This window comes from Nitratireductor sp. GISD-1A_MAKvit, assembly GCF_040819555.1.
Classification (GTDB): Bacteria; Pseudomonadota; Alphaproteobacteria; order Rhizobiales; family Rhizobiaceae; genus Nitratireductor.
The window spans coordinates 2,118,932-2,140,610 of sequence record NZ_CP161920.1 but is presented as its reverse complement, the minus strand read 5'-3'; the positions used below and the strand labels follow the sequence as shown (position 1 = coordinate 2,140,610).

18 protein-coding genes and 1 pseudogene are annotated in these 21,679 nt (G+C 58.7%); 10 read left to right on the top strand and 9 right to left on the bottom strand.

The features are described from left to right. Nucleotides 1-157: 157 nt before the first annotated feature. Nucleotides 158-1,462, top strand: a complete 1,305-nt coding sequence (gene pncB / locus AB2N04_RS11415) for a nicotinate phosphoribosyltransferase (RefSeq protein WP_367714617.1) — start codon at nt 158-160, stop codon at nt 1,460-1,462. 87 nt (nt 1,463-1,549) lie between these two features. On the opposite strand, the gene cckA is transcribed toward pncB, so the two are convergent. Continuing rightward, nucleotides 1,550-4,132, bottom strand: a complete 2,583-nt coding sequence (cckA, locus tag AB2N04_RS11410) for a cell cycle histidine kinase CckA (protein ID WP_367714616.1) — start codon at nt 4,130-4,132, stop codon at nt 1,550-1,552. 251 nt (nt 4,133-4,383) lie between these two features. Between cckA and AB2N04_RS11405 the strand changes: the two genes are divergently transcribed. Next, the gene (locus AB2N04_RS11405; protein WP_367714615.1) at nt 4,384-5,211 is read left to right on the top strand and encodes a hypothetical protein; all 828 of its coding nucleotides are present in this window, start codon (nt 4,384-4,386) and stop codon (nt 5,209-5,211) included. Between the two features lie 136 nt (nt 5,212-5,347). Here AB2N04_RS11405 and dksA read toward each other — a convergent pair whose 3' ends face one another. Beyond that, entirely contained in the window at nt 5,348-5,764 is a 417-nt protein-coding gene (dksA, locus tag AB2N04_RS11400) for an RNA polymerase-binding protein DksA (RefSeq protein WP_367718791.1), read from the bottom strand. Between the two features lie 389 nt (nt 5,765-6,153). Here dksA and AB2N04_RS11395 point away from each other — a divergent pair, with 389 nt between their 5' ends. The 4 genes and pseudogenes from AB2N04_RS11395 (at nt 6,154) to AB2N04_RS11380 (ending at nt 9,885) form a co-directional block, all read left to right on the top strand. After that, nucleotides 6,154-6,543: a histidine phosphatase family protein gene (locus tag AB2N04_RS11395; protein ID WP_367714614.1), complete on the top strand. Its 390-nt coding sequence runs from the start codon at nt 6,154-6,156 to the stop codon at nt 6,541-6,543. An 82-nt stretch (nt 6,544-6,625) separates the two neighbouring features. Then, the gene (locus tag AB2N04_RS11390; RefSeq protein ID WP_367714613.1) at nt 6,626-8,104 is read left to right on the top strand and encodes a YcjX family protein; all 1,479 of its coding nucleotides are present in this window, start codon (nt 6,626-6,628) and stop codon (nt 8,102-8,104) included. After that, a pseudogene (locus AB2N04_RS11385) lies at nt 8,101-9,187 on the top strand (YcjF family protein). The gene AB2N04_RS11390 and the pseudogene AB2N04_RS11385 overlap by 4 nt, the downstream one beginning before the upstream one ends. Before the next feature lie 152 nt (nt 9,188-9,339). Continuing rightward, a complete protein-coding gene (locus tag AB2N04_RS11380) occupies nt 9,340-9,885 on the top strand; it encodes a hypothetical protein (RefSeq protein WP_367714612.1) in 546 nt (181 codons plus the stop codon). A gap of 39 nt (nt 9,886-9,924) precedes the next feature. On the opposite strand, the gene folK is transcribed toward AB2N04_RS11380, so the two are convergent. Genes folK through folP form a run of 3 tightly spaced genes read right to left on the bottom strand, consistent with a single transcriptional unit; the run spans nt 9,925 to nt 11,697 of the window. Further along, nucleotides 9,925-10,485, bottom strand: coding sequence for a 2-amino-4-hydroxy-6-hydroxymethyldihydropteridine diphosphokinase (gene folK, locus AB2N04_RS11375; RefSeq protein ID WP_367714611.1), 561 nt, complete (start codon nt 10,483-10,485; stop codon nt 9,925-9,927). 1 nt (nt 10,486) lies between these two features. Beyond that, nucleotides 10,487-10,846, bottom strand: coding sequence for a dihydroneopterin aldolase (folB, locus tag AB2N04_RS11370; protein ID WP_367718790.1), 360 nt, complete (start codon nt 10,844-10,846; stop codon nt 10,487-10,489). After that, nucleotides 10,846-11,697 (bottom strand): dihydropteroate synthase, encoded by an 852-nt coding sequence (folP, locus tag AB2N04_RS11365; RefSeq protein ID WP_367714610.1) that lies wholly within the window; start codon nt 11,695-11,697, stop codon nt 10,846-10,848. The genes folB and folP overlap by 1 nt, the downstream gene beginning before the upstream one ends. Before the next feature lie 195 nt (nt 11,698-11,892). Between folP and AB2N04_RS11360 the strand changes: the two genes are divergently transcribed. After that, on the top strand, nt 11,893-12,510 hold the full coding sequence (locus AB2N04_RS11360) for a DUF922 domain-containing Zn-dependent protease (protein WP_367714609.1): 618 nt from the start codon (nt 11,893-11,895) through the stop codon (nt 12,508-12,510). A gap of 36 nt (nt 12,511-12,546) precedes the next feature. Here AB2N04_RS11360 and AB2N04_RS11355 read toward each other — a convergent pair whose 3' ends face one another. After that, the gene (locus tag AB2N04_RS11355; RefSeq protein WP_367714607.1) at nt 12,547-12,867 is read right to left on the bottom strand and encodes a 2Fe-2S iron-sulfur cluster-binding protein; all 321 of its coding nucleotides are present in this window, start codon (nt 12,865-12,867) and stop codon (nt 12,547-12,549) included. 194 nt (nt 12,868-13,061) lie between these two features. On the opposite strand from AB2N04_RS11355, the gene AB2N04_RS11350 reads away from it, so the two are divergent. From AB2N04_RS11350 to AB2N04_RS11340, 3 genes are all read left to right on the top strand, one after another. Continuing rightward, nucleotides 13,062-13,361, top strand: coding sequence for a hypothetical protein (locus AB2N04_RS11350; protein ID WP_367714606.1), 300 nt, complete (start codon nt 13,062-13,064; stop codon nt 13,359-13,361). Between the two features lie 275 nt (nt 13,362-13,636). Next, nucleotides 13,637-18,235, top strand: coding sequence for a hypothetical protein (locus tag AB2N04_RS11345; protein ID WP_367714604.1), 4,599 nt, complete (start codon nt 13,637-13,639; stop codon nt 18,233-18,235). Between the two features lie 7 nt (nt 18,236-18,242). Next, nucleotides 18,243-18,482 carry a hypothetical protein gene (locus tag AB2N04_RS11340; RefSeq protein WP_367714603.1) on the top strand — a complete coding sequence of 80 codons (240 nt, stop codon included), beginning with the start codon at nt 18,243-18,245 and terminating at the stop codon, nt 18,480-18,482. A 298-nt stretch (nt 18,483-18,780) separates the two neighbouring features. On the opposite strand, the gene AB2N04_RS11335 is transcribed toward AB2N04_RS11340, so the two are convergent. The 3 genes from AB2N04_RS11335 to AB2N04_RS11325 all read right to left on the bottom strand — a co-directional run bounded on the left by AB2N04_RS11335 (nt 18,781) and on the right by AB2N04_RS11325 (nt 21,677). Next, complete coding sequence (locus tag AB2N04_RS11335; protein ID WP_367718789.1) at nt 18,781-19,383, bottom strand: ABC-type transport auxiliary lipoprotein family protein; 603 nt, start codon at nt 19,381-19,383, stop codon at nt 18,781-18,783. 97 nt (nt 19,384-19,480) lie between these two features. Continuing rightward, nucleotides 19,481-20,854, bottom strand: coding sequence for an MlaD family protein (locus AB2N04_RS11330; protein WP_367714602.1), 1,374 nt, complete (start codon nt 20,852-20,854; stop codon nt 19,481-19,483). Between the two features lie 10 nt (nt 20,855-20,864). Then, entirely contained in the window at nt 20,865-21,677 is an 813-nt protein-coding gene (locus tag AB2N04_RS11325; protein WP_367714601.1) for an ABC transporter ATP-binding protein, read from the bottom strand. Nucleotides 21,678-21,679: the final 2 nt, after the last annotated feature.

The following is a 21,679-nucleotide window of genomic DNA, read 5'->3' as shown; positions in this document are numbered from 1 at the left end:
GCTCACCAACGCCTTCTCATTGAATTCATATGTGGTTTTCTCGACCGCACAGCCAGTTCACATCACGCAAACGTTGACAATCGTGGCCTGCCGGTGTGGTCTGCCCGGCAAATAACGGCCGCGACCCGGTGGCTGACACTCGCAGGATCAAATCACCATGCCGAAAACCGATATCGCGCGCCGCGTTTACAATCACACATGGAAGCTTGATCCAATCTGCCGCAGTCTGCTCGACACGGACTTTTACAAGCTGCTCATGCTGCAGATGATCTGGGGCCTCTATCCTGATGTCGATGCCACTTTCTCACTCATCAACCGCAACAAATCGGTCCGGCTAGCGGACGAGATTGATGAGGGAGAACTCCGCGAGCAGCTCGATCACGCCCGCGCGATCAGTTTCTCCAAAAAAGAGATGATCTGGCTCGCAGGCAACACGTTCTATGGCAAGAAACAGATTTTCCAGCCCGAGTTCCTGCGTTGGCTCGCCGATTTCCGCCTACCCGAATATGAGCTCACACGGCGCGACGGACAGTTCGAGCTGCATTTTCATGGCAAGTGGATGGAGACCACCATGTGGGAAATCCCTGCCCTCGCCATCATCAATGAACTGCGTTCAAGAGCAGCGATGCGCTCTCTCGGTCGCTTCGAACTCGACGTGCTTTACGCGCGCGCCAAGGCCAAGGTCTGGACAAAGGTGGAGCGGCTGAAAAAACTGCCGAACATCAGGATTTCGGACTTTGGCACCAGACGCCGGCATTCCTTTCTTTGGCAGCGCTGGTGCGTGGAGGCATTGAAGGAAGGCATCGGAGACTCCTTTACCGGCACTTCCAACGTGCTTCTGGCAATGGATACGGACCTTGAAGCGCTTGGAACAAACGCGCATGAGCTGCCGATGGTGCTGGCCGCCCTTGCCCAGACGGACGAAGAGATCCTCGCTTCGCCCTACCGTGTCCTTCAGGACTGGCAAAGCTACTATGGCGGCAATCTCCTGATTGTTCTGCCCGATGCTTTTGGCACGGAAACATTTTTGCGCAACGCTCCGCCATGGGTCGCTGACTGGACCGGGTTCCGGCCAGACAGTGCACCGCCGATCGAGGGTGGCGAACGCATCATCGAGTTCTGGCGCAAGCATGGCAAGGACCCGCGCGACAAGCTGCTCATCTTCTCCGACGGGCTGGATGTCGACACGATAGAGGAAGCCTATCGCCACTTTGAAGGCAGGGTACGCATGGCGTTCGGCTGGGGTACCAACCTCACCAACGATTTCGAGGACTGCGCGCCCAAGGAGGTTGAAGGCCTGAAGGCGATTTCAGTGGTCTGCAAGGTCAGCACGGCCGATGGAAACCCGGCTGTCAAACTGTCCGACAACCCTCAAAAGGCCACCGGCGATCCTGCAGAGATCGAGCGCTACATCAGGCTTTTTGGCGCCCAGAACCGGGTGGAGCGGGCCGTCACGGTGTGACCATTCGCATCAAAGCGATGACGCGAGATCGCCTCCCCCGGAGCCCGGGAACACAATCCCGGTTTCCGAGGGCCACATTGCGTCAGATCACCCGTCTTCGAGCATCTCCTTCACCACAGTTGCAAGCTGCTTGAGGGAGAATGGTTTGGGCAGGAATCCGAACTGGGCATCCTCGGGCAGGTTCTTCGCAAAGGCGTCTTCTGCGTAGCCCGACACGAAGATGAACTTGATATCCGGTTGTACCTTGCGCAACTCGCCAAGCAGGGTCGGTCCGTCCATTTCCGGCATGACCACATCGGAAACGACGATATCAACCTTGCCGTCAAGTTCGTTGAAGATTTCAAGAGCCTCCACACCCGAGCTCGCTTCGTGAACCTCATATCCACGAGAGGAAAGCGCGCGCACACTGCCCATTCGAACAGCATCCTCGTCCTCGACGAGAAGCACACGCGCCGAACCGGAAAGGTCTCTGTTTTCTTCCTTCGCGCGCACTGCGGCATCGTTCTGTGCAGTCGCTTCCTCGGAAACTTTCTCCGCTTCGCTGGGGATGTGCCGCGGCAGGAAAATCCTGAAGGTTGTCCCCTTCCCGAGTTCGGAATCGCAGAAAATGAACCCACCCGTCTGCTTCACGATACCATAGACCATGGACAGCCCGAGCCCGGTCCCCTTGCCGACCTCTTTCGTGGTGAAGAACGGCTCGAAGATCTTCTTGATGGTTTCCTGATCTATACCCGTTCCGGAGTCGCTGACCTCAACCGAAACGTAATCGGCCGCAACGAGCTCGCGATATGGGAATTTTGCGCATTCCTCCGCACTCACATTGCGGGTGCGCACATGAAGTTTGCCCCCTTCCGGCATGGCGTCACGGGCGTTGACGGTGAGATTGACCACCACCTGCTCGAACTGGCCGATATCCGCCTTGACTGGCCAGAGGTCACGGCCATGCTCGATGGCGAGCGATATCTCGTTTCCAACAAGGCGCGCCAAGAGCATGCGAAGGTCTGCCAGGACATCGGTGAGGTTGAGCACTTCCGGACGCAGTGTCTGCCTGCGGGAGAACGCAAGAAGCTGTCGCACCAGTGAAGCGGCACGGTTGGCATTCTGCTTGATGTTCATGATGTCGGGGAAGGACGGGTCCGACGGGCGATGATTCGTCAAAAGCAGATCCGATGCCATAATGATGGCCGTCAGCACATTGTTGAAATCGTGTGCAATTCCGCCGGCAAGCTGGCCAACGGCCTGCATCTTCTGGCTCTGCGCCATCTGCGCTTCGAGCGCTTTTTGCTCGGTCGTCTCCACCGCATAGACGATGGCCGCTTCTTCCGCGCCTTCACCACCTTCGTGGTCCACGACGGGATTCACATAGAAGCGCACATGTCGCTCTTCATCATCGGGAAGCACGGTGTCGATGGGTGCGATTTCGGCCTGACGTTGCTTCGCCCGTTCCAGTGCGACGGCAAACGCTTCGTGATCATTCTGATGGATGACCGCATCAAGCCGGATGTTCCGTTCAAGCGCGTCACTGTCCACCACCCGTGAGAAAAGCGAAAGAAACGGTGCGTTGGTGCGCAGAATGCGTCCGTCGTGATCCACGGAGGCAATCGCCATGGGCGTGGAATTGAAGAAGCGCGTGAAGCGAACTTCGGAAGCCCGCAGATCCGCTGAAGCGTCTTCTCCCACCTGGCGGTTGAGAACAATGGTTCGGGTAGGGCCTACGGCACCCTCCCGGCTGGCCGTTACCCGATGCATGAAGCGAACCGGCAACACCTCACCGTCGATCGTGGAAAGGTCGAGATCGATCATTGCGTTGCGTGCTGTGCCGGGATCGGCTTTCACAGCATTGATCAGTGCCATGCCGTCACCGGCGACGATCTGTGGAAGCCGGACCGCGCCCGGAACAAAGTTGGCAAGATCGAGCCCCAGCCATTCGGCAAGTGTGGCGTTGATATAGGTGATGCGGCCATCGGGATCCGCAGCAAAAAAGCCGGCCGGTGCGTGATCGAGGTGATCGATTGCCTTTTGCAGATCGAGGAAAAAACGTTCCTGTTCTGCACGCTCTTCCGAGATATCGGCAATCTGCCAGGCTGAAACGGGCTGACGATAGCCCGGAAGTTTGAAGATTCGCGCCCAGGTGCGATACCAGCGTGCACCGAGGTGACTGCCGGGGCGAATGGATCGAGTAAGGCGAAACTCGCCATCGCCCGCGCGGCCGTCGCGCAGTCCGGCCGACAGCTTTTCGATCACCGGTGCCGCTTCAGGATTGTCGGAAAGAAGGCTGTCGACCGTTTTCACGTCAGCGACGGATGTCGCCCCGGTCATTTCTGCATAAGCATTGTTGGCATACAGGATGCGGCCCTTGGTGTCCGCAACCACGAGGCCCTCCTCCATGGAATCGACAAAGGCCCTCGACAGTTCGCTGCCCGCAGAACGCGGTGCCACCTGCACGAATCCGATTGCAGTGGCAAACAGAAAGCCGACTCCGATCATCGCCAGCACGCCAAGAAGGCCAAGCAGGAAAGGGTCTCCTAGGCTGTCGCGAAAAACGGAAAACGCGACCGCCGAAAGCGTGAGGATGACGATGAATATGATCAGCCGCGCAATGGCGCCCGGCCGAGAGCTCTGGTCAACAATCGGTGCTGCGTGGATTTCTCCCCCGGTGTGCCTTGCCATTCGTTTCCCGTCTGTCGCGCCCAGTTCTTGCCGGGCTCCACGTGACCCGGTCTCTTCCGGATATATCAGGGCTCCCGGCATCTGCAAGCTTACACGTGTAATCGAAACGCAAATCGCCATTCTTTGCCCGAATTGTGCTGCTGAATGGCGATGACGGACCGTGGCAAAGCACAAAATCCAGGACCGGGCGGGTTGCCGCTCAACCAGGTGATGCCTAATTTGGCCCGAACGCCATAGAAGGGAGCAAATGCATGAACGACTGGCTCGTGGGAATTTTTGGTGAAGCGTATGCGACCGCAGCGTTCTGGACGATCATCCTTCTCGCCGTTGCGATTGTCCTTCTCGTGTTTCTACGCGCCAATCGGCGTTTCACCTCGGGTACCTTCATTTCCGGAGGCCGAAACCGGCAGCCGCGCCTTGGCGTCACCGATGCCACACCGGTGGACAATCACCGGCGTCTTGTTCTGGTCCGGCGTGACAACGTCGAACATCTCATTCTGATCGGCGGCCCGAGCGATGTCGTCATTGAAAGCGACATCCCGATACCGGCTCGGGACCTTGAAGAAACGGTCACCACAGCAGAGACAGTTCCGATTGTCGGGGAGACGGTCGAGCGTGTTGCACACGACCTCTCCACACAGGCAGACGCGCCCCGTCTCGACCCCGTGAGCGAGCCCCGTTCACCGCAGCCGGCGGCGCCGGCTGCCCCTCGCCCCGAGCGACGCTCTGCACCTGCGGCACACGGTTTCAGGACCGTTTCCAGGTCGACCGTGCCACCCGCCCAGGCTCCAACACGCTACCCGGTGAATGATCGCAGAGAACCCGTTCAGTCCAGCCAACCCGTACGCGCTCCCGACATCGAAGCTCCCTCGGAGGCAACTCAAAGCGCTGCAGCATCCGCACGTCCCGTTGCCCCGACGACACCAGCGGGGACGTCAGCAACCCCGGTCGCTGAAAACCGACCAACAGCGGTTTCAGAGCCTTCACTCATGGCAGAACACAATTCGACGCAGCTCGAAAACACACTCGAAGACGAGATGAGCCGCCTTCTTGAGGAAATGTCCGAGCAGAAGCACTGAACAGGCACCTATACGGCAGCCGAAGCACGGGAACCGGTCTTCAAAAGAAGGTGTTGGCAAAAAAAAGCGCCAGCCTTGAGGCATGGCGCATACAATGGACAGATGTTGCCGGCCGCAGGACCGACGTTTCCGTCTGTCAGTCGTCGCGATAAACCTTCTCGCGGCGTTCATGACGCTCTTGCGCCTCGATCGACAAGGTTGCGATCGGACGCGCATCCAGACGTTTCAGAGAGATCGGTTCTCCTGTCTCCTCGCAATAACCGTACGTGCCTTCCTCAATCCGCTGCAGGGCAGCGTCAATCTTGGAAATCAGCTTGCGTTGACGGTCGCGAGCCCGCAGTTCGATTGCGCGGTCGGTCTCCGACGACGCACGATCAGCCAGGTCGGGATGGTTGGCGTTCTCCTGTTGTAGTGCATCGAGGGTCTCACGCGCTTCCTTTAGAATATCGCTTTTCCAACGCAACAATTTCGCACGGAAATAGGAGCGTTGGCGCTCATTCATGAAGGGTTCGTCCTCGGTGGGCACGTATTCGGTATTACTGAGCTCATTCATCGAGTCACCCTGAGATGTTTTGACGCCCGCGCCTATATATTCACGGTCCCCCACAACCACAAGCACAAAGGCGCCATGGTTCACGCTTTTGTTAAAAGCGTCGGAAAACGTGGATATCCACTGCACCGGACAGGCGTTCCGTATAGACTTTGCGTTGAACAGAAATCAGCAAGGGATACGAAATGAAGGGAAAAACAGCGCTTTTGTCCGAAATCGAATGGTATTCCGAAAATTCTCCGGCACAATTTTCCGGTTTTGCGTGATGCCGCGTCTTTTCCTCCTTCGCCATGCCAAAGCCGGATGGGCAGCACCGGGGATTTCCGATTTCGACCGAGGGCCTCACCCAGTCTGGACAATCCGACGCCAAAGCTCTCGGCCTTCGCATGCGCATGGCAGGCTTTCTCCCCGATGTAATCCTGTGCTCGACGGCGCGACGTGCGGTGGAAACGCTGGAAAACCTCACCTCCACACTGAGTTCACAGCAACTGCAAACCCAATTCCATGCCGAACTCTACAATTCTGATGCGCTTGACTATGTCTGCGCCGTCCAAGAAGCACCGATCGGAGACAACATCCTGGTTATCGGGCACAATCCCATGATGGAGGATGTGGTGTTTGAGCTTTCCTCATCCCGAAGCAATGCAACCGCACTCAATGAAGCGACTTCAGGGTTTCCCACATGTGCGCTTGCGGTTTTGTCCTTCTCCTTACCACTGGCAGAGATCGGGACGCGGAGCGGACGGCTGGAGGCGTTCCTGAAACCACCGCACGATCGGTAAGTACTTTCCAGCGGGCTGCTCTACAACCGCCTTCCCTGAAGTCCTATATGCAAACTCTTGTCTCGTTTGAGGATTTTGCCCTTTGGCTTCATTGACGACCTACACGGATGAGGCGCGGATTGCGCTCGACACGCTGGCAGACCGCGCGACCAGCTTCATTTCCCCGTCGCTGCGTATCGGGGTCACGGGGCTTTCACGGGCCGGCAAGACCGTTTTCATCACCGCCCTGGTACACAATCTGCTCCACGGTGGCCGCCTTCCTCTTTTCCAAGCGCAGGCTTCCGGACGAATTTCCCGTGCCTATCTGGAGCATCAACCCGACGACGCGGTTCCCAGATTTCAGTATGAGGATCACATTGCCGCCCTGGTCAACGATCGGATCTGGCCGGCCTCCACGCGGGCGATATCAGAATTGCGCCTCACGGTTGAATTCGAATCGGCATCGGCCTGGAATCGGCTCCTCTCACGCGGGAAACTTTCGTTCGATATTGTCGACTACCCAGGCGAGTGGCTGCTCGACCTGCCGCTTCTCGCCAAGGATTTTGGAACGTTCAGTCGCGAAGCACTGGACATGGCCAGACTTCCGGTGCGGTCCGAGCTTTCGGCCGATTGGCAGGCACTCACAAGCGGGATCGACCCAGCAGAGCCCGGCGATGAGATGACAGCGCGCAAGCTGTTCGAGGCGTTTTCCTCATATCTGCGCGCCTGCCGGGCGGATCACCGAGCGCTGTCGACACTTCCCCCCGGCCGGTTTCTGATGCCCGGCGATCTGGAGGGGTCGCCAGCGCTGACATTTGCGCCGCTTTTGGTTGATCCCGGCTCCCGACCTGCCCCCGGCTCTATGCATGCCATGATGGAAAGGCGGTACGAAGCCTACAAGAATCACGTCATACGCCCGTTTTTTCGCGAACACATCGCCCGGCTCGATCGGCAGATCGTGTTGATCGACGCCATGCAGGCGATGAATGCAGGCAGTGAAGCGGTCGGTGATCTGGAGCGGTCGCTGACCGAAATCCTGTCCTGCTTCCGCCCCGGGCGAGGCAACCTCCTGACCGGCCTGTTCTCGCACCGGATCGACAGAATTCTGATCGCGGCCACGAAAGCAGACCATATTCATCACGAAAGCCATGACCGGTTGCAGGCGATCGTGAGGCGGTTGGCCGACCGGGCAATTGCCCGCGCCGATTTCTCCGGCGCCAATGTTGACGTCCTGGCAATGGCGGCCGTGCGTGCCACCCGCGAAGGCAGCGTACGTCAGGGCAAAGAAACGCTACCGGTTATCATAGGCACACCGCTCAAAGGCGAGAAAATCGCTGGCGACATATTTGACGGTGAAACCGAAACCGCAATTTTCCCCGGCGATCTGCCGGAGAAGCCTGGACTGATTTTCCAGAGCAAGACTTCGCAAACCGGTCCGGATTCAGCGGTCGACGAACAGCTACGCTTCGTGCGGTTTCGCCCACCCAGCCTGGAACGCACAGCGGAAGGACTTAAGCTTTCCCTGCCCCATATCAGGCTCGACCGCGCCCTACAGTTTCTTGTCGGAGATCATCTCGCATGAGCAGAGCACCTGCGTCTTTTCGCGTTGAACCGGCCAAGCAGAGTGCGCCGCGAAAGTCGGCGCCAAAACGCAAACCCAAGGCCCTGCCTCCTGAAAAAGCCATCGCAGTCGTGGCGATGGATGACGATTATTTCGGCAAACCCGATCTCGATGCAGGTTCTCCTCCGCCATTGCCGCCGCGTCGTCGTGGGATGCTGGGGAGAATCCTGATTGCCGCCATGGGGCTCCTTGTCTCGCTCGCAATCGGGCTTTGGATCGACGGCCTGGTGCGGGATCTTTTCAATCGCGCTGACTGGCTTGGCTGGCTGGCACTTTCTGCCGCCGCCATCGCACTTCTGGCGTTTCTGGCACTGCTGATCCGCGAGGCGCTTGCCATTGTTCGGCTGTCCTCAATGGAAGCGATACGTCGCGAAGCCACATCGGCCATTGCGAGCAACGACGCGCGCCAAGCGCGGCAAACCTTGAAAAAACTCACTCAACTGCTCGCCGGAAAGCCCGAAACCGCGGCAGGTCGAAGAGCGATTGAGCAGCTGGACGGAGACATTATCGATGGTGCGGATCTGCTGTCAGTCGCCGAGAAGCAATTGCTCGCACCGCTTGATGCGTTGGCGCGCGTTCAGACCCTCAATGCGGCTAAACGCGTTTCGGTCGTAACCGCCGTCTCTCCCCGTGCGCTGGTCGACATCATCTATGTTTTGTTCGAAGCAGCACGGCTGACAAGGCGGATCGCGGACCTTTATGGCGCCCGCCCCGGCTTTCTGGGTTTCATGCGGCTTGTCCGCAGCATTCTCGCTCATCTGGCGATCACCGGTTCAATGGCAGCCGGCGAAACACTCGTCCAGCAGGTTGTGGGACATGGACTTGCAGCGCGTCTTTCCGCCAAACTCGGCGAAGGCGTGGTGAACGGGATGATGACGGCACGGATAGGAATTGCGGCCATGGAGGCAGCGCGGCCCCCTGCCATTCAACGCCGAACAGCGCCCGGGCGTCGGGGATTTTCTCAAAGCGCTCACGCGTTTCACTGCCAGTGAAACAACGGCCAACAACAAATCGAAATCCGAACCGGCAAAAGATGGACGCTGATAATCACTCAATCCTGATACAACAGGGCGACAGCAGGTTTTGATCAGCGGCGACTGCCACGAATCAGCAGCTCATGGTAGACAAAGCCTTAACCAATCTGCTGCAGACTTCGCTGTGGTAGTTTGTTTCAATCTGTTCTGGTTTTTTCGCTCATGCTGAAATTCGCTTTCAAGCTCGCGGTTCTCGTCGCTGCAGCAGCCCCGATTTCCGGTCTGGCCGGCACGGCAGAGGCATCCGAAAGGGAGCGGCGCTTCTTCCAGTCAGTGGAGGGAAGCTGGTCTGGCCCCGGCGAGATTGTGGCGGGAAAATACAAGGGCACCAAATTCGTCTGCAATTTTGCTGGCGACACGCCTGACAAGAAGATCGGCATGGACCTTGATGGCAGCTGCCGCGTGGGCGTGTTCACCCAGCCCATGAGGGCCACCGTGGTGCGCTCAAACGGCGTTTATCGAGGTACTTTTCTCGATGGCGCAGCCGGCAAGGGTCTCGATGTTACGGAAGGCAAGGTCATCGGAAACGACGTGGTCTTCGCACTTCATCGCTCTTCACTGAGCGGTGCGATGCGCGCCCGGATCAGCAACAACAACACCATGCACATCACAATTTCGGTGAAGGTAAACGACGATATGGTGCCAGTTGTAGGAATGAAGCTGAAGCGCACCGGTTCAGGCGGCATAAAGGCCATCGCGCGCCAGTAGAAAGTTCAGCTACGAACAACGCCCCGGCACCGATTGTTTTCAAGGGCAACCATTATCCAGAATGCGGCGACCAGCCGCATTTTTCGAGCTCACACTCCGCCACCAACCACCATCAGCGGTCATGCGCTGCATGCCGGAGCGATCAAGCTCTTCAAGGCGATCGCTTATGTTCCGGCCCTCCAACTCCATCTGCGGAGCAATCTCGGCGAGAGGAGCCAGAACAAACGCGCGTTCCGCCATTCTCGGGTGCGGGATCGCAAGCCCATCCTCATCGACACGCAGATGTCCGTAAAGCAGGACATCGACATCGATTGGCCTTGGTCCCCAGCGCTCGCCGCGAGTGCGCTTCAATGCGCGTTCGATTTTGAGGCACTCATCCAGAAGTGCCCGCGGAGAAAGCTCGGTGCTGATTTGCGCCACCGCATTCAGGAAATCCGGTTGATCGAGCTTGCCCCAGGGGGGCGTGCGATAGATCGAAGACACAGAAAGCACCTGTGTGTCCTCTCTCTCATCGAGGGCCTGCAGAACAAGCTGCATCGCTCGCTGCGGATCTCCGATGTTTCCGCCCAGCCCCAGATAGGAACCCGTTGTCGTGCTCATTCTACTGGGGCCACGCCACGGTGACCTCCACATGGTCCAGCACCCCTGGAACCGGTGCATTGGGCTTGCGAATGGTGATCTCGGAACGCGCAATCTGAGGAAACCTTGAGGCCAGAGTCCTTGCCACTTCAAGAGCCAGAGCCTCGATGAGAAAGCGCCGTTTGCCTGCAACGATTTCTTCAATGACCTTGAATGCCGCGCCGTAATCGACCGTGCCCTCCAGAGAATCGTCGCTGAGCGCCCTGCCCGCATCCACATGCAGCTCGGCATCCACGTAAAAACGCTGGCCAAGGCGCTCTTCTTCGTCGTGAACACCATGACGTGCAAAGAATGCGCAATTCTTCATTCGGATTACATAGATCATCGCTTCTCCGCCTGTTCTCGCGCCGCCAGCATAGCATCGGCCACCGCCAATGCGTCACGGTTGATTGCGACATCGTGGACCCGAAACACGGCCGCCCCCTTGCAACGCAGGATCGCGCTCGTGGCTGCAGTGGCGACATCCCGCTCGCTGGCGTTTTCGCGACCGGTCACCGCCCCGACAAACCGTTTGCGTGAGGTTCCAACAAGAAGCGGGTATGACAGGTCGGCAAGTTCTTCGAAGCGCGACATGATCTGGAGATTTTCCCACGTGTCCTTGGCGAAACCGAACCCGGGGTCGACCACGACCTGCGCTTCCTCAACGCCACATTTCCCAACGATATCAAGCGACTGGCGCAGATATGAGAACTGATCCGCAATCACATCGGGATCTTTTGTCCGTCCGCGTCCGGTATGCATGATGACAAGGCCTGCACCGGTGCGGGCGGCGACATCGGCAATGTCCGGCTCTCGCTGTCCGCCCCACACATCGTTGACGATGTGGGCGCCGGCGGCGACCGCAAGCCGCGCGGTTTCCGCCCTGTAGGTATCAACGGAGAGGATGATGTCTTTTCGCCCGGCAAGTGCCTCAAACAGCGGCAAGATCCGGTCCTGCTCCTCGGCCGCGCTGACAGGCGCTGCTCCGGGTCGTGTCGATTCACCGCCGATATCGACAATCTGAGCCCCCTGGGCAATGAGCCTGTCCACATGTTCCAGCGCCTGATCGAGCCTGGAAAACCTGCCACCGTCAGAAAAGCTGTCGGGGGTGACGTTGAGAATGCCCATGATGACGGATTGGGGACCAAGCGTGATTTGGCGTCCGTGCGCGAGCTTCCAGATCGGTGATGTCATCAGGCGAAAGGCCTCCAGGTCACGGCTGTGAGGCAAAACCCGCCGCACCAGCGAAACGGTTTCAACCCTTCCCGCTTTTGCGGCTCATTGCGGCCAAAATCAACCGCAATGTGTAAGGATGCATGAGTCGATGACCCAACTGATGCGCATGCAATGCCGCACAACCGAACACTGCTGGTCGGGCCTGGAGAGAAAATGAAACGTCTTCCGCTTGCACTTCTTGCACTCCTGGCCGTTGGCCCTTTCCCGGTCTCTGCCGCAGATGTTTCGCGCAGCTACAGCTATTTCAGCATAGGCGGGAAAACCCTGAGCGAAATCGAACACCAGCTTCGTTCCCGCGGGCCCCACGTGAAAAGCACAGGACAGCGTCACCCGGGGGCAACGCGGATGGAGTTCAAAACGAAGATCACCTACGAGGAAGACAAACGCCGCTGCCGCATCGCGGCAGTGCATGTAATGGTCGATGCCAAGGTCTTCTTACCACGCTGGCGCAACCGCAAAACCGCGCCCGCTGAAACCGCGTTGATCTGGGACACGCTGTCGAAAGACATCAAACGCCATGAAGAGAGCCATCTGGGAATTGCCAAACGCTACGCGCGCGAGATCGAGACGGCCATCAAAAGCCTGACGCCACACCGAACCTGTGCGGCAATGCAGGCTCACGCCAAAGAGATCACCAATCGAAAGCTGGAAGAGCACGACAGGGCGCAGGCACGTTTCGACCGCATTGAAAGCGGCAATTTCGAGTGGCGCCTCATGCAGCTTCTGAACTATCGGCTCGAGCAGTTGGAGAATGGTAGAAACCCTGGCTAGAAAGCCGGCGCCCGACCTGTCGAGGGACTAGGATTGTCAGGCCTGCCGCTCGGGAATACGCACAACCAGCCCATCGAGCTCATCACGCACGATAATCTGACAGGACAAGCGGGAGTTTGGCTGAACTTCGAAGGCAAAATCGAGCATATCCTCCTCCATCGCCTCCGGCTGGCCGGCAATGTCCGTCCACTGTTCATCCACGTAGACATGACAGGTGGCACAGGCACAGGCTCCGCCGCATTCGGCCTCAATGCCCGGTACAGCATTGCGGATGGCGTTTTCCATAACCGTGGAGCCGTTCTCGGCCTCCACGTCGAAACGCGTACCGTCGGGAACGATGTAGGAGATCTTCGGCATGCAATCTCTCGGCAAACTCGTTGAACAGGACCAGCACTCGCCCACCTCGAGACGGGATCGGGCATGAGCTGCTTCATGGCAGGTGCACCACCTATTGCTTTTCGAAAGGAAAGGCAAACCATTCCCAGAAAAGCAACGCCAAATCAGCATTTTGCTACAATGTAATCATGTGTTTTGTGGAGAAGGACAGACAAATGGCTGATCTCATCCAGGCAAGCGGGTTCTTTTTCGATCTTCGCAGCACAGTCCGCCACCGCGAAAGCGCCAATTCCACGCGCGGCCCCCACGAGCGCATGCGCAAGTTCGCGTCGTACGGCCGGAGTTGCACTGGTCATCCGCCCCACCAGCCCCCGGGTCTGATCGATGAACATGCCCAGCACTTCCCGGGCCAGCGAATCGTCACCCAGCGTCTGTCGCGAAAGATGGTCCAAATCGAGCGGTTCATCCTTTCCGGAGGTCGTATCCACCCTGCCCCGAAGAGGCGTTTCGTCTGATACCGGCATGGTCCCAACGCATTTTCCAGGTTCGAATTCACACACTATTAATCCCGAATGGACGGCAGGTTAACGGCATTGGTGCAAAGTGACGGTTTTGCCAAAATGCCCGTTAACCTTATGTTTAAACTTTTACACATCGGACCGATTGCGTGTTTTCAACAGCCTTCTGTCCCAGTACGATACGGGTGGCTCATTTTGGGCGTAGTGTCGGAGTACGAGATCCTCGAGTTTGTGTATGAGGCTCCGGCGGAGAGTAGCTGAGGTTTGGCGGTATGGCGCGTACAGTAGCAAAGAAGAAACAACCCAAGCGCGATTTCGCGAAGGAACTCGAGGATGCCCTCGACCTTGAACTTGCGGACGGTCTTGAGAATGGCGACCTGGACATCGCGGCCTCCATGGAGGATCTGGAAGCCCAGATATCGGCCGCGGCCGAAGAACTCGCGCGCGAGAACCGCGACCAGAACGGAGACGAGAAAGTCACCGTGAGCGAGAAAAAAACGCCTCCTCAGGGCGGGAAGAAAGCGGAACCAACAACCTCTGAGCCAAAATCCGCCGAGCCCCCCACGAACGTGTCTGCGTCCCAGCGCTCAGGCACGGCCGCCGCGGACCGTAAGGATCTGACGCCTGTAGAGCCTGCTCCGGAAAAAAACGAAGCTCAGACATTCGCTCCGGCCAATGATGATCGTGCCGGAGACTTCAGTTCGGTCGTACGCCGCTTCGACCGCCGCGCACCGAACACTGCCTATTGGCTGGTCGCCATACTCTCGGTCCTTTGGATCGGAGCCGGCGCTCTGCTCGGACAGCTGCTTTATGGATCGGAACTCTGGCAGCTGCGGTCCACGGCAGACTTCCTGGCCGCTCCCCACGCCATTGCCCTGCTTGTCGGCACGATCGTACCTGTCATCCTGTTCTGGGGCTTTGCCGTCATGGTGCGCAGAGCCCATGAAATGCGCCTTGCCGCCCAGTCCATGGCCGAAGCCGCACTGCGCATGTCGGAGCCTGAAAATCTCGCTCATGAACGCATCATGACCGTCGGTCAGGCCGTTCGCCGTGAAGTGCAGGCGATGGGTGACGGGATGGACCGCACCCTCACCCGTGCAGTGGAACTGGAATCACTGGTCCACACGGAGGTCAGCGAGCTTGAACGCGCCTACTCAGAAAACGAAGCGCGCATTCGCCATCTCGTCGACGGCCTCGGCACCGAGCGAGAAGGAATTGTCGGCCATGCGGAGCGTGTTCGTGCTTCGATCGCCGGTGCACATGAAATCCTGAAAGACGAGCTGGACACGGCCGGCGAACGCATTCGCGCCACGATCGCTGATGCGTCCCGGCAACTGGCCGCCTCCGTCAACGAGTCCAGCGCCAGCCTTCTAAGGCAGCTTGAAGGCACTGGCGGGAACCTGCACAAGGGCATAGACGAGCGCATCCAGAGCCTCTCGGAGCGCATCACAACGTCGGGTGACGCTGTGGCCAGCCTTCTGGACACGCGCATCGCATCCCTCACCAAGGGCACGGAAGACGCGACCCAGAACCTTGCAACACTGTTCGACACGCGGCTTGCAACGCTCGCCGAGCGTACGGATGATGCCACGCAAAAGATCGGCGGGCTTCTCGATACCCGCGTTTCTGCCCTTACCGAGGGCGCCGACGAGGCCGTTGCCAAAATTGGAAGCGCGCTCGACACCCGCATTGCATCGTTCTCGGAAAACACGCAGCAAGCCGAACAGACTCTCACCCGCGTTCTGGATTCGCGCCTTGGAACCCTGACCCAGGAAACCGCAAGCGCAGCCGAAACCCTGAGCAATCTGTTCGATGAGCGTATCGCAACGCTGGCCGAAAAGTCCGACCAGACCGCCCGCTCTCTCAACAGCCTGTTTGAGACGCGCAGCTCGACGCTTCTCTCTTCCCTCGGGGAAGCGGCCGATTCCATCTCCAACGAGTTCGATTCGCGCCTTGGTCAACTGGAGGGTGCGATCACGGAGCGTGGACGCGCTCTTATCGCAGAGTTCACAACACGCGCCGAAGCGCTCGACGCCGGCACTCAGAAACTCAACACCGCGCTTGAAGCACGTGCGCGCAGCATCAACGAAACGCTCGTCGAGCGCACCCGCGAGATTGCAGACACGTTTGCTCACGGCAAGGACGAGGTTTCCGCTGCCGTCGAGGCCGGAAAGACGGCGCTCAGCACCGAATTCTCAGACCTCGTGGCTTCTACCGGCATCATGCTGGAAAACACCGCAGGAGAATTTGGCAAGCAGATTGACCGCAACTGGTCGGAGATGAGCGCTCATTTCGACGAAGGGATACAGCGCATCGACGCGACCCAGGTTCGGATGAACGAAGCCGCACAACGCCAGATCCAGGAATTCGAACAAACGCATCAGCGTCTTTCGGGTCTTCTCCATTCGGACATGGAAAAGCTGGATGTGGCCCGCACGACATTCGAGACCGGCATCGGCGAACAGGTTCAGCAACTTGCGAAGACGCGGGATGGTTTTGCCGAAGCCCTCGACGTCAACATTGCCAAGATCGACGAACGCCGCCAGGCGCTCAATGCGGTGATCGAAGACGAAGCGACGCGCGTCAACGAGATGTTCTCCAAACAGACCAACATCATCGCAGAGCGCACGCAGACCATGGAGAAAGCACTCTCCATGGGCGTCGAGAATGTCCGCACCACGCTTGAAAAAAGCGCCGTGGTCGTCGCCGGCTCGCTACGCGACAAGGTGATCGAGGCAACGTCCAAACTGAATGAAGAAGCCTCGAAGGTCTTCGAAGACGCCGACAAACGCATTGCAGCGCGCGCCGATCAGACAGCGTCGACCCTGGGGGCACGGATCGAGGATATCGATCGCACCTTCGACAATGCCTCCGCACGCTTCACCGAGCGGGCGGGTGTCTTTGCCCAGACCTTTGCCGAGGTGGATGGACGGATTGCCGAACGGCTCGAGAACACGGCCCAGACACTCTCTCAGCATACCAGAGCAATTGCCGAGACCTTTGATACTGCTGATCAGAAAATCCTCAACCGGGTCGAGGAGACCGCTGAGCAGCTCGCGGCGCGCACGGACAATCTGTCCAAGACCTTTGAAGACTTTGATCAGCGGATCATTGCCCGCACGCATCAGACCTCTGCCGAGCTGGACGCACGGGCAAACCAGATGGGCGAATCCCTGTCGAGCCTGCAAGAGCGTCTTTCCAACAGCGCCAGCATGATCGCAGGTGCCATTTCCAGCGGCATCAAGGATGCGGATGGGCGCCTGCGTGAAAGCGCAGAATCGGTTGCCCAGTATGTCAACCAGCAGCTTTCCACTACACAGGGAAGGCTTGTCTCCACTGCGGACACGATCGCGCAGACCTTCGCCTCCGTCGACGAACATATCGGCAAGCGCACCACCGAAACCGTCTCCAAACTGGAGGAGCGCACGCGTGAGCTCAACGAGGTTCTGGCAAACCGCACCTCGGAAATTTCGCGTATTCTTGATGAAACGGCGAAGCCCCTTGTCGACCGGTTTGCTGCTAGCGGTGGCGAGCTGCGCGAAAGCATCGAGGCAATCACCACCGAGACAACACAGCGTCTTGAAACGGAGAACGCCGCCCTTATCAGTGCGCTGACGAACCGCACACAGGAAACGCTTTCGGCCTTCCACGACGCCCAGTCGAACATGACGGGGCACATCGATGAACTCCTCCAGAAACTCGGTTCATCGGGGCAGAGGCTCAGCGTACTGATTTCAACCGCTTCGAAAAACCTGGCAGAAGTGGACGAGCGCCTGAGCGCCACGACGAGCGGTTTTGCAGAAAATGCCGAGAAAGCCGCAGAAACCTTCTCCAATTCCGCGAGCCTGATCAACGCCAACTCCGGTCGTCTCGCAGATTTCTCCAACAGGACACTGCGCGAGATTTCGGCCATTGCGAGCCGGTTCGAAGATCACAGCAAGGTTCTGGAAAGCGCATCGGACCTTTTGGAGCGAGCGCATTCCGGGCTCGGAGGCAATCTCGAAGAGCGCCAGAAGGCCCTGGAGGCGCTGGCGTCAGGCCTCGCGGAGAAGTCAGCTCACATCGAGCGCACGATGAGTGCATTCGAAGACTTCATCGGGCGCACGCTCGCTACGGCAGAGGGCCGCACCCAGCAGTCCGTCGATGGAATCCGCCAATCCATCTCGGAGGTGGTCGAAGCGGCAACCGAGCGCTTCAGTGGCGCAACAGAAGAAATCCGTCGGACTGCCGCCGAAATCCGAAGCGAACTTGAGGAAGCCCGCAGTGAGATGAAGCGTGGCATCGCCGATATCCCTGCGGAGGCAAAACAATCGACCTTTGCCATGCGCAATGCAATCACCGAGCAGGTGAATGCACTAAAGGAGCTCTCGGAGATCGTTTCGAAATCGGGTCGTCTGCACCCATCGGAGCAGAATGACACGGAACGTCTGGCATCGGCCGCGGCTCCTGCCCCGCTGCGTGACCCGGCCCCCCCGAGCCGCACCCCCGGCACAACAGCCGCAACGCGAGGCCCAGCCGGCTCCCGCGCAGGTACAGAAGCCGGTTGCCGAACGTCCGAGCCAGACCGCTTCGGCAGCACCAGCCGCACGTCAGGCAGAGCGCCAGCCCGAGAAGCTGCGTTCATCTCAGCCCGCCCAGCCATCTCCTGCACAGGGCGCAGGCGGTGGCGGCTGGATCAAGGATCTGCTCCGCAGCGCATCCAGCGAGGAAAACAACAGCCAGACCCGCCAGCAGTCAGCTCCGGTGGTCGAGAAGGAAGACCGTTCCGCCCTGCACGTCGTGGAATCGCTGAACTCGCTTTCGGTGGATATCGCACGCGCCATCGATCACGAAGCCTCGATCGACCTATGGGACCGGTATCGTCGGGGTGAGCGCAATGTGTTCACGCGCCGTCTCTACACCCTGAAGGGACAGCAGACATTTGATGAAATCCAGCGCAAATACCGGTCTGATCCGGAATTCCACGCGGCAGTTGATCTTTACTGCCGGGATTTCGAAAAGCTTTTGCGCGATGTGTCCCGCTCAGACAGGGACGATATGATGACGCAAACCTATCTGTCATCCGACACCGGCAAGGTCTACACCATGCTGGCGCATGCAAGTGGCCGGCTTCGCTAAAATGTCAAAGCAGGCGCACTGATCGCAAAACGGGCCCCGCAAGGGCCCGTTTTCATGTCTGCGGATTGCTGCCCATCAGCCCCCCGATCGCACAGGACCACCAGCTCCGAATACGGGGACGCCGTTGAACGAATGGTCGCCTGTCCCTTGCGTTTGTATCGCGGGGCGCGTCGAAACTTCGTCATCAAGGTCAGGAAGGCCGCAAAGGGCAATCCGTTTGCCCAATCATTGCGGGTCAGCGAGACCGGATGAGGCACCGGTTCGCACTCTCTCACTTCCCGAATGGAGTAGAGAGGTCTCAGATACTCGATATGGTCCAGTCCACCAGATCGGCCATCGCGGCAGCGAAGGCGCGGTCAAGCGCCGATGCGAATGCCGTTCCGCCGGTACCGATGACCGGAGCCGAGGCACTGAACGTTCGGGACGCCCGTACAACACCATTCCGATCGTTGAGGATCCTCACGAAGATTTCCACCTCAGCGCGGTCCTGCCCGTCCGTACGGATATCGAAGGAGCGTAGATCCGCCAGGATCTGATAGTCGATTGCCAGCCCCTCGCCCGGCATGCCCACGCCGCCGAAACGCCCGGAACGTTGATAGAGATCAGCGATGCGGGTCTGGACAACACGTGGAAGACGATCCGCCCACCGGGCTCCATCGAGATACTGAATGGCGCCGCTTGACGTTTTCACGACAATATCCTGGCCGTCGAGCGTCTTGATGGCCGTGGGTTCGGTAATGAGGATCTGCCGGCGACCAACCCTCCGTCCATCCTGCGAAACGGACGGTGTGGAAAGATCGAAGGCGTCGACTGGAGGTGGTCCACCACCAGGAAGCGCTGCGCAGCCGGCCAAAAGACCGCCGCAAACCAGCAGCGCGGAAAACCTCGCACCCGCTTTCAACAAGCTACGCTCCTCGACCCAGCGCTGACACACCGATGGGTTCGCCCCTCAATCATTATTAAACGCTCATTTTGTTTGAGGTTATGTGATCGCAAAGTCAACGCCGCGCGCGTCCGTCATAACGACGAATCGTACCCTCGCCACCGGTAATGATGCGCTGTGGGTTCTGTTCAAAGTCCGTTACGGCACTTTCAATCCGATTGATCGAACGGCGGGCATCACGAACAAGCGACTCGACCTCACGCAGCCCACCGCCGGAGAAACGTTCCAGATTTCCGGATATCGCATCCACGCGAAGTGTGAGCGTCTCAGCCATCTGGCGGAACGATTTCAGTGTTTCGCGGGCATCGGCCATCAGGCCTTCCCCATCCCCGGTTTCGAGCAGCCCATCGAGCTTGGCCAAGACCGAATCCAGCCGCCTGGAAGACTTGTTGAGCTGACCGGCCAGTTCGCTGGCATTGGTGATGAAACTGTCGATGTCGTCCTTGCGCCTGTCGACGGTCTCGCTGACATCGGCAATGCTCTTTGCAGCGCGGTTCACCGTGGCGCTGGCCTGTTCGAAATTGCCGACCGCGGATTTCACGGTCGCCGGATCGACGCTTTCCAGCACGCCGTCGAGTTTGGCGAGCGTGTCATTGGCGTTGCCGGAAAAGGTTCCGATGGAACGCACCGTCTCCTCCACGCTTGCCATGACCGTTTCCATGTTCCGGCTTGCCTTCTCAAGACGTCCCGAAAACGCGTCAAAATTGCTGACCACGGAACTGATCTTGTCACGATCGACCGACGTGATCAGTTCCTCGGCTGCTTTCAGCGTGCTGTCGAGCTGGCCCGAGACCTTCGAGATCGTTTCGGATAGGTCGCCTACATTGGCGAGAAAACTATCGATTCCGGAAGCATTGCGTTCAAGGGCCTCAGAGAAGCGCTGAACGTTCTTGACGGTATCGGTCAGCGGCTGGCGCGCTTCCTTGGTAAAGCCTTCCAGCTGGGATACGACCGAATCGGCCCGTGTCAGGAGGCTCTGCGCAGTCTGAAGCAGGTTCGTGACTGCCGAAGGGCTCGCCTCGATCTCGGCGATGGCATCCTGTTCCTCAGCCAGATCAAACAGATTGGGTTCTTTGGGGTTTCCGCCCGTCATCTCGATATTCGCCGTGCCCGTCAGCCCGGCCAGTCCCACATCTGCCTTGGTTGAACTGGTTATTGGCGTGAGGCGATCTACCTCGGCATCTGCAATTGCGACGCTGGGATTTGACAGATCCAGATAGACACGTCGTACATCGCCGACCTTCACACCATTGAAAAGCACGGCACTCCCGCGCGAAAGGCCGGATGCGGAGCCCGGTATGCGGAAGCGCAACAGCGCGGTCTCGCCACGGTCGCCGATATTGGCCGACCAGTAAACGAAACCGAATGCAGCCAGGATCACCAGAACGGTGAAGAAGCCCACAAGTACGTAATTGGCTCTGGTTTCCATGATTAGTCCGTTAACCCCTAGCGGATCGGTCGATCTGACGCGCCCGCTTTCCACTGAAATAGGCCTTCACCCAAGGATCGTCGCATGCGAGCATATCCTCAACGGTACCTTCCACCAGAACACGCTTGCCACCGAGCACCGCAATGCGGTCACACGCAGTCAGGAGACTGTCGAGATCGTGGGTGACCATGTAGACGGTCAGCCCCATCGTGTCGCGAAGTTTTCCTACCAGTTCATCGAATTCCGCTGCGCCGATCGGGTCAAGCCCTGAAGTCGGCTCATCGAGAAAAACGATATCGGGATCAAGCGCAAGCGCGCGTGCCAGCGCCGCACGCTTTATCATGCCGCCGGACAGCTCGGAGGGAAATTTGAGCGCTGCATTTCGCGGCAGACCAACGAGCTCAAGCTTGAGATATGCAAGTTCGTCCATCAGGGCATGTGGCATATCGAGATATTCACGCATAGGCACCTGGATGTTTTCAAGCACGGTTAGCGCCGAAAAAAGGGCGCCGTGCTGGAAAAGAACCCCCTGATGCATGTCAACCGTCAGTCGTTCCTCATCCGTGGCCGCATCAAGATCCTGTCCCAGAAGGTGGATCGTTCCGGAGCGCTTGCGGATGAGACCCAGAATTGTGCGAAGCAACACCGATTTTCCAGCGCCGGAGGCGCCGACGAAGCCAAGGATTTCACCCCGGTACACGTCGAGCGACAGACCATCAAGCACCAGCGTGTCGCCAAACCCGACCGTTACATCGCGAACTGAAAGCACGACATCGCGTGCTGCTTCCCCCTGTCCGTGTTGATTTTCCGCGATCAGAGCCATGT

Bases quoted from the DNA above. Each gene is read 5' to 3' on its own strand.
- pncB (WP_367714617.1), top strand. From the start codon at position 158: ATGCCGAAAACCGATATCGCGCGCCGCGTTTACAATCACACATGGAAG.
- cckA (WP_367714616.1), bottom strand. From the start codon at position 4,132: ATGGCAAGGCACACCGGGGGAGAAATCCACGCAGCACCGATTGTTGAC.
- AB2N04_RS11405 (WP_367714615.1), top strand. From the start codon at position 4,384: ATGAACGACTGGCTCGTGGGAATTTTTGGTGAAGCGTATGCGACCGCA.
- dksA (WP_367718791.1), bottom strand. From the start codon at position 5,764: ATGAATGAGCTCAGTAATACCGAATACGTGCCCACCGAGGACGAACCC.
- AB2N04_RS11395 (WP_367714614.1), top strand. From the start codon at position 6,154: ATGGCAGGCTTTCTCCCCGATGTAATCCTGTGCTCGACGGCGCGACGT.
- AB2N04_RS11380 (WP_367714612.1), top strand. From the start codon at position 9,340: ATGCTGAAATTCGCTTTCAAGCTCGCGGTTCTCGTCGCTGCAGCAGCC.
- folK (WP_367714611.1), bottom strand. From the start codon at position 10,485: ATGAGCACGACAACGGGTTCCTATCTGGGGCTGGGCGGAAACATCGGA.
- folP (WP_367714610.1), bottom strand. From the start codon at position 11,697: ATGACATCACCGATCTGGAAGCTCGCGCACGGACGCCAAATCACGCTT.
- AB2N04_RS11360 (WP_367714609.1), top strand. From the start codon at position 11,893: ATGAAACGTCTTCCGCTTGCACTTCTTGCACTCCTGGCCGTTGGCCCT.
- AB2N04_RS11355 (WP_367714607.1), bottom strand. From the start codon at position 12,867: ATGCCGAAGATCTCCTACATCGTTCCCGACGGTACGCGTTTCGACGTG.
- AB2N04_RS11350 (WP_367714606.1), top strand. From the start codon at position 13,062: ATGGCTGATCTCATCCAGGCAAGCGGGTTCTTTTTCGATCTTCGCAGC.
- AB2N04_RS11345 (WP_367714604.1), top strand. From the start codon at position 13,637: ATGGCGCGTACAGTAGCAAAGAAGAAACAACCCAAGCGCGATTTCGCG.
- AB2N04_RS11330 (WP_367714602.1), bottom strand. From the start codon at position 20,854: ATGGAAACCAGAGCCAATTACGTACTTGTGGGCTTCTTCACCGTTCTG.
- AB2N04_RS11325 (WP_367714601.1), bottom strand. From the start codon at position 21,677: ATGGCTCTGATCGCGGAAAATCAACACGGACAGGGGGAAGCAGCACGC.